The sequence below is a fragment of the Micromonospora sp. NPDC051296 genome, from assembly GCF_040682255.1.
Classification (GTDB): Bacteria; Actinomycetota; Actinomycetes; order Mycobacteriales; family Micromonosporaceae; genus Micromonospora; species Micromonospora craterilacus.
On the sequence record NZ_JBFBAO010000332.1, the window covers coordinates 1 to 7,829 of the forward strand.

A 7,829-nucleotide genomic window follows, 5' to 3' on the forward strand; every position below is an offset into this window, starting at 1 on the left:
GCCTCGCCGACGCCGCCCACGTAACCCCCACCAACAGGGCCTCTAACGAACCGCCAATTCCACATCGGACATAAGCTTCCGAACCACCCTCTGAGGCGTAGTGGTTTGCGCTGCCTCGCGCACTGCACGGGTGCTGCCCCCCGCCCTGTTCCTTCGCCAGTGCCCTCACATGGCCGAGACCGCATCATCCGAAGGCGAGGATGCCCGCTGGGCGCGGGCGATGACGTCTTCGGCGGGCAGTGGGCTGGCCGGGTGGTGGGTAAGGCAGAGCGGGGTGTGGGCCTTGCGGAACGGCTGCCCCTCGACCGCCACGTAGAACTGCCCGCTGCTCAGGCGCGAGATGTCCGGCACGTCGCCGCCCTTGAAGCGAGCCATTTCCCGGGCTGCCTCGATGTGCACCGGAGCGTTGAGCAGCCCGAAGAACTGCGTGGCCGCGTTGCCCGGTATCTGGCTGTGTAAGCCTTTGGGCGCCTGCGTGGCGAAGACCAGGCCGAGGCCGTATTTGCGGGCCTGGGAGGCGAGCATCAGGGTGCTGCGCGTGCAGGCCGTGATCGGGCCGGACGGTGCCAGCGTCTGCGCCTCGTCCATCACCAGCAGCGCGCCCAGCGGCCGGTCGCCGGCCGGATTGCGCTTGATCCACGAGAAAAGGGCCATCTGGAGCTGGTTGACGAAGCCCTGCCGCTTCTCGTCACCTGGCAGACCGACGAAGCTGATGACGGAGACCCGGGCGCGTTTGCCCGGTGCTGGCGTGAGCAGCATGCCCGGATCGGCTGCTTCGCCCGTGCCACCGAACAACGGGTCGTTGATCCGGGCGGCCTCCAGATTTTCTGCCAGGTCGGCGGCGATCGCCGCCGCACCGGCCAGCTTACTCACCCCGTCGGGGAGGTCCCGCAGCAGGCCGATCAGGCCGGCCAGGCTCGCCGGCCCGCCGGTTCGGCCGTAATGCCGCAACGCCTGCCGCAGCACCGCTTGGCCCCGCATCGCCTTCGCGGTGTTCGCGGCCACCTGTGCGCGGGGGGCCAGCGCGTCGAGCGCGCTGTCGACCGCCTGGGTGAACTCGTCCGGGTCGTCGCGCACGCCGCCGAAGTCGGGCAGGGGCTGGAAGGTCAGCGGTCGTCCACTCGCTCGCCCGGGCGTCCACACCACGACATCCGTCGACTCGAGGTAGTCGGCTGCGGCCTGCGCGTCGGCGTCGCCCCACGCCGGTGGGTCGTCCGGCCAGGCGTCGCCGAGTCGGGCGAGGTCGTTGTTGGGATCCAGGACGATCGCGGAGACACCAAGCAGCGCGCACTCCTCGATCAGTCGTCGGATCAGCACGGTCTTGCCGGATCCCGACCCGGCGAAGATCGCGACGTGCTTGCGTAGCGCGGCCAACTCCACGTCGACGGGATCGCCGCGATCGAAGTCGACACCCACCCGGAGGTAGACGCCGGTTGGTGCCGCCATCGCGACCGGCTCGGCGGTCTCGTCCCCGACGGGCTCGATCCGTCTGCCGTTCGCCGTCGCGTCGGCCGGACCGGCCAGCACGGCGTCCGTTCTGGCGGCCACGGTGTCGCTCCCGCTCGTCGGTTGCGGTGGTGGCCGAAGGTCGTTCTCGGATGGCGTCTGTTCGGCTGCCGGCAGCCGACCGGTGGCTGGCGCATACCCGGTGGGTGGCTCGCGTCCGGCGTCGGCGAGCGCTGTCGCCAGCAGGCTGGTACGGGAGGCCGGGCGTCGGTCTGCCAGCCAGGCCTGGAGACCGTCCGGCTCCTCGGCGAGCAGTGTCCGTAGCGCGATCAGGCTGCGCAGGTCGTCCTCGCCAAATGGCAGCGTACGCCCGCCGGCCGCGACGAACTCCTCGACCGCCCTTCGCCGCTTGGGGCTGTCCGACCACTCCTCGTTGCGCAGGACGAACAGCCGGCGCTGGGCGACCCCTTGGGCCAGGCCAGCGGCCACACACGCGTTGCGTAGCCGGGCCAACTCGGCGTTGTAATGCTGCTCCGCGATCGCCCGGAACGCCCAGTGGGCCTCGTTTCCGGTCCCCTCGTCGAGGGTCCGGCGCAGCCGGGCGTGCAGCGCCGGACGGCGTACCGGGATCGTGTCCTGGTCGAAGTCGGCGCCCACGCCCTCTCTGATCCACGCGTCGAGAGCAGCGGCCAGCAGCGGCGGCACCTCACTGTCCTCGTTGGCCGGGTCGAGGACTCCGGCCACCTGCGCCTGGGCCCGCAGCGCCGCGTACCGCTCGTCAAGTAGCCGAAGTGGCGAGCCGTCGGCCGGCGCGGGCACCGACGCCGGTGTCTCGTGGGTGGCCGCAAGCGTGGTCATCTCGACGGCCTCGCGGTTGAGCACGCACGAGCGGATGTGCCGCTCGATGTTGATGAGCAGCTGTCGCGGCGTGAAATCGACCGCGTCGGCGAACGCCTCGGTACGCACCGGCCAGGTCGGGTACGGCGGCACGAACCCGACCTCCGCGTAGTGCCCCGCGAGCCGGCGCTCGACCAGAGCCCGGCCCACGTCAGCGTCGGGAATCGCTTCGAGCGTGGCTGTCTCGCGGAACCGGTCCTGCACGGTGTCGACCGCGTTGCTCTTGATCAACGACCACGACACGGGCAGCAACGCGAGGACGGTCAGCGTACGCCGGGTCATCTCGCGCAACTCCATCAGACCGCTGGCGACCTGGTCGAGCAGGACGGCCGTGTGCCAACCGTCCGCGTCGGTCTCGGCGGGCGCGACGGAGACGTGACTTCGGTTTGCCACCTGCGCGATGAGGCCGTCGACCTGGTCGACCGCGATGACCGAGGGGCCGGTGAGCGCGAGCAGAGACGACACGTCCGAGACGATCTCCTGCGGCAGCCGCCGGGCTGGCCGGATGCCCCACGCGGCACGTTCACCCGCTTCCGCCTCGTCACCGGCGAGCAGGTACGACATGGCGACGTCCTGCACCCGGTGGTCAGTGCCAGCGAGCAGGGCCAGTGCCCGCGCGGTGTCCCGACAGCCGATCCCGATCTGTCGGCTCAGGCCACCCAGGGCGGCGACGAACTCGGTCAACCTGTCCACTGTCATCGGGGCTCGACCCGCCACCGCCATTCGGGTCACCACGGGCAGGTCGACCGCGTCGGCGAGGCGTTGCAGGAACGCGTGCAGCTGTGTTGTGCCTTCCTCGTCGACCGACTGATGCAGACCGTCGACCATCGACACCGCGACGCTTCGCCAGAACGTGTTGGCGTCGAGCAGGTTGACCAGGAAGAAGTAGCCGCCCTTGAGCTGGGTCAGCTCGCGGACCCGGCTCAGCAGGTGGGTCTTCCCGGCACCACGTTGACCCCGCACCGCGACGCCGATCGGGCTGGCATCCGGGCTGCGCTCCGCCGCCGACAGGCCGTCCAGGACGGTCGATAGAACATCCGTGTGGAGGCCGTCGACATGGAATCGTGGGCGGTGCCAGACGTCGTTCCTGGTCGGCGTGTAGTTGAACTGTAGGTGCGCGAGAGCCTTCAGCGCCGCCTCGGTCACGACGCCTCCATGGCGATCGAGTGTTTGGGCTGGTCGCCGATCACCACTGCCGCGGCCCGAGTGCGTGCATCGAGCGTCTTCTGGTTCGCCTCCGGCACAAGGGTGACGCCGCGCCGACGGTGGAGCCGGCGTAGCGCCGCGTCGACATCGGCGGAGGTAAGGTCACCGACCAGGTCGCGCAGGTCGGCAAGGCTCACCAGATCACCAGCGCGGGGTGCGAGCTTCTGGTACGCGGCACGAACCCGCTCCTCCACGTCGGGCCAGACCGGCGTCCGTCCTTCGTCCGGCGTGCCGGTGACCGTGGGGGCGTCTGACGCGCTGACGAACTCGCCGAGGCTGAGCCGCTGTGCCGTGAGGAAACGACCCCAACGCCGGAGTACGGCGTAGAGCGCACCGCCGACGGCACCGGAGCCGGGCGGCACCGATTCGACAGAAAGCTGAGTGCGACAGTGTGCCCAGCCCTTCTCGCCCAGCGTCAACACGAGCCGGCCCGATATGCGCTCGACCTCGATCAGCTTCAACCGTTCCAGCTTCTCCCGTGACCCCTTCTTCAGTTCGCAGCGATGCTCCTGGGTCAACCTGGCGTTGGGCACTGGGGCCGCCTCGGCCAGGAGAATGAAGAGTAGCGCAAGGACGTTTTCGATGTCGTCGAGGACCTGCGTGTTCGTGAAGCGGAGAACGGCGTAGCCGTTGAGTTGGAGCATCACGTCGCGATTTCGATCGTCGGCGTACTTTCCCGCCGCCCTATGATCATCGCCATCGATTTCGACGACACACCGTTCCCGTTTCCACAGCAGATCGACACGAACAGGGTTGACCAGCGGACCCGGCCTGACCGTGTGATTCCACACCCGGCCGGCCGCCCACGACCGCGTGGCGAGGGCGGTCTCGAGCAACACCTCGACCTGGCTCGTCGGGTGTGGCTTGCCGGGACGACCGCCACGACGCGATCTGCCGGCCGGCCGCTCGCGCCGCGGGCGCCCTTCGACCGACGTGCCGGATGGGACACTGCTGCGGGCTTCCGGCCCGGAGCGTACGACCGGGGCTTCCCGAACTGGTTGAGCTACCACGACTTCCGGCAGCCGGTCACCAGGTGCCAGCGATCCGCCGCTGATCCAGACGGCGAGCCGGCCGTGGTCGACCAGCCATTGCGCTGCCCGTACCAGAGCCAGCGTCCCGTCCTCGTCAAGGTTGTCGGGCGGCCGCAGGAGCAACGCGCATGTCGGCCGCCCGAAGCCGGCCGCGAGTACCCGTGCCAGCCCGAGCGCCCGCACCTCGGGTTGATGCCGTCGCGTGTGCGGCCCTCGCCCGGTCAGAGCGCCGACGGCCAGGTCGACGAGGAAGGGACCATACTGCGCGGTGCCGGCGGCGTGCGCGATCGCGAGCGACCTGACAGCGGCCAGCGCGCCGCCGGCCGATGTCATAATTCCGTCGGCTCCCGGAAGCCAGGCGGGAAACAGTTGACCGGCAACCGCCTCCATCTCGTCCAAGCTGGAGGTGACGGTCGCGCTCTGACTCAAAGATCCCGCTGTCCGCTGGAAAATGACCGCCGGAGCATCGGGCGGCGCGGCCGCCACCGCTCGGTCCACGTCGTTCGGATGAAGGTGCTTGATCCACACCACTCGGTCAGTAGGAATCTCCGAGAGAGAAAAAGCCAACAGTCCGCCTAACATGAGAGGTCGGCACCCATCCTGGCGAGCCGCTGATTGCAGGTGCAATCACCCGGATGTGGATGCGTCACCGCTGACCGGCACCAGACGCCAGCCGATAAGGGCACTCAATCAGCCCGCGGCCAGGATGGCGTTGACCAATGTCCCGATTCCATCCCACGAGCGTTCGACGCACCAGCACCAACCGGACGATGGCGGCATCCGACCGCCTTCTGATGCAATTCGATCAAGGGATCCCGCAGCCGCACCGTCACCGGCCGCAGACCGGTGACCCCCTGTAGGCGCCATCGTTGGCGAAGCCTGCGTCGTCCCGCCGCTGAGCGTGGACCCTTCGCCAGGGTGTCAGCCCAGCTCACACGCCATGTAGGTGCGCGGGATCGCGGCCCTGATGTACTACTCGATCTTGCAGGAAGCGCACCCTTCGCGGCAGACCGGTTCAGGCGCAGCTCAGGGCGGCTAGAATCCTGACCCAGCCGCAGCTCCCACCGGAGCTGCCCTTCATTGAGGCATCAACAGCAACGGCGAGGCACCGGGCGCGATGGTGATGTGCCGCAGCTCCCACCGGAGCTGCCCTTCATTGAGGCATGCACTGGCGCAACGGCTCCAACAGCGTCAACGAGCCGCAGCTCCCACCGGAGCTGCCCTTCATTGAGGCGAGGATCTGACCCACCCCACCACCAGCGACGGCATTTCGCCGCAGCTCCCACCGGAGCTGCCCTTCATTGAGGCGGATTGCCTTACCAGGGTGCCGATGACCCGCCGAACGGGCCGCCGCAGCTCCCACCGGAGCTGCCCTTCATTGAGGCTTCTTGAGGCTGGCCGGGGCGACCAGCGCGTACGGGCCGCAGCTCCCACCGGAGCTGCCCTTCATTGAGGCTCGACGCCGCAGCGGTCGCACTTGACCGGCTTGTACGCCGCAGCTCCCACCGGAGCTGCCCTTCATTGAGGCGTGATCCGGGGCAGCACGGCCGCGAGGCGCAGCGTCGCCGCAGCTCCCACCGGAGCTGCCCTTCATTGAGGCGGATGCGGCGGTGATCGAGGACATCACGGTCAAGGCCGCCGCAGCTCCCACCGGAGCTGCCCTTCATTGAGGCCTCTGACCTTCGCCGGCGACGCCGACAAGCTGAAGAGCCGCAGCTCCCACCGGAGCTGCCCTTCATTGAGGCGACTGGTAAGCCCCGCCCGCCGCCCGGCAGGTAATTGCGGCCGCAGCTCCCACCGGAGCTGCCCTTCATTGAGGCCTGCTCCGCAACCTGGAGCCGGAGGAGCCGACCACCGCCGCAGCTCCCACCGGAGCTGCCCTTCATTGAGGCACCGGCTGCCCGGTGGCCACGCCGAACGACAGCAGCCGCAGCTCCCACCGGAGCTGCCCTTCATTGAGGCTACGGCCGGGAGACCTGCCGCAGCTGCAACCGCGTCGGCCGCAGCTCCCACCGGAGCTGCCCTTCATTGAGGCTCCCGGGAGCCGAGCCGGAAGGTCAGCGGGATGTCGACGGCCGCAGCTCCCACCGGAGCTGCCCTTCATTGAGGCAAGTTCGCCACGTCCGCGGCGAACTCGTAGTCGGCCGCAGCTCCCACCGGAGCTGCCCTTCATTGAGGCGAGGTCGCCGAGCTGCCGTACCAGCCGACCGCAGAAGGCCGCAGCTCCCACCGGAGCTGCCCTTCATTGAAGCGTGTACGTCCGCCGGCTCGAACTGGTCGACTTCCGCTCGCCGCAGCTCCCACCGGAGCTGCCCTTCATTGAGGCACGCCAGCGGCGGTGAGAGCGGCCACAACGCCGTTGGCCGCAGCTCCCACCGGAGCTGCCCTTCATTGAGGCCTGGCTGCCCTGCGCCGCATCGACCCCGACATTGTGGGCCGCAGCTCCCACCGGAGCTGCCCTTCATTGAGGCTCCGTCCCGGTGGCTGCGACCTGCTCCAGCATCCGGGCCGCAGCTCCCACCGGAGCTGCCCTTCATTGAGGCGACGGGCCGGACCTCGCGATCACTGCGCTCCCGAAAGGCCGCAGCTCCCACCGGAGCTGCCCTTCATTGAGGCGTCTGGATCGGCACCGGCACCGCGTCGGACGTGGCCGCAGCTCCCACCGGAGCTGCCCTTCATTGAGGCGTCACCAAGGTGCAAGAGTCCGGGCTCGGCAACGAGCCGCAGCTCCCACCGGAGCTGCCCTTCATTGAGGCCTTGCGCATCGCCGGCCTGCTGCACCTGATCGCGGGCGAGCCGCAGCTCCCACCGGAGCTGCCCTTCATTGAGGCCTGATCGCGGTCCGCGACGGCCTGGACCCGCAGACCGCCGCAGCTCCCACCGGAGCTGCCCTTCATTGAGGCGGCTTGCCCGCCGGCTGCCCGTCGCCGCCGAGGACGGCCGCAGCTCCCACCGGAGCTGCCCTTCATTGAGGCTCGTCATGTCCCGACGAGATCACCACGTCGCGGCCAGCCAGCCGCAGCTCCCACCGGAGCTGCCCTTCATTGAGGCAGCTCGGCGGTGGGCGTGAACAGCGTCATCTCTTGCCGCAGCTCCCACCGGAGCTGCCCTTCATTGAGGCCCGGCGGCGGTGATCGAGTGGGACGACGACACTCCGCCGCAGCTCCCACCGGAGCTGCCCTTCATTGAGGCTTGGGCTGGGTGGCGATGTCGACGACGTTCTCGACGACGGCCGCAGCTCCCACCGGA

2 protein-coding genes and 1 CRISPR repeat array are annotated in these 7,829 nt (G+C 69.2%); both genes read right to left on the reverse strand.

The features are described 5' to 3' along the window. Positions 1-165: 165 nt before the first annotated feature. Positions 166-3,489: a DUF87 domain-containing protein gene (locus AB0M52_RS26810; RefSeq protein ID WP_363959126.1), complete on the reverse strand. Its 3,324-nt coding sequence runs from the start codon at positions 3,487-3,489 to the stop codon at positions 166-168. Then, the gene (locus AB0M52_RS26815; protein ID WP_363959128.1) at positions 3,486-5,111 is read right to left on the reverse strand and encodes a DUF559 domain-containing protein; all 1,626 of its coding nucleotides are present in this window, start codon (positions 5,109-5,111) and stop codon (positions 3,486-3,488) included. The genes AB0M52_RS26810 and AB0M52_RS26815 overlap by 4 nt, the downstream gene beginning before the upstream one ends. A 520-nt stretch (positions 5,112-5,631) precedes the next feature. Then, a CRISPR array of direct repeats spans positions 5,632-7,772; the repeat unit is 36 nt; unit sequence GCCGCAGCTCCCACCGGAGCTGCCCTTCATTGAGGC. Positions 7,773-7,829: the final 57 nt, after the last annotated feature.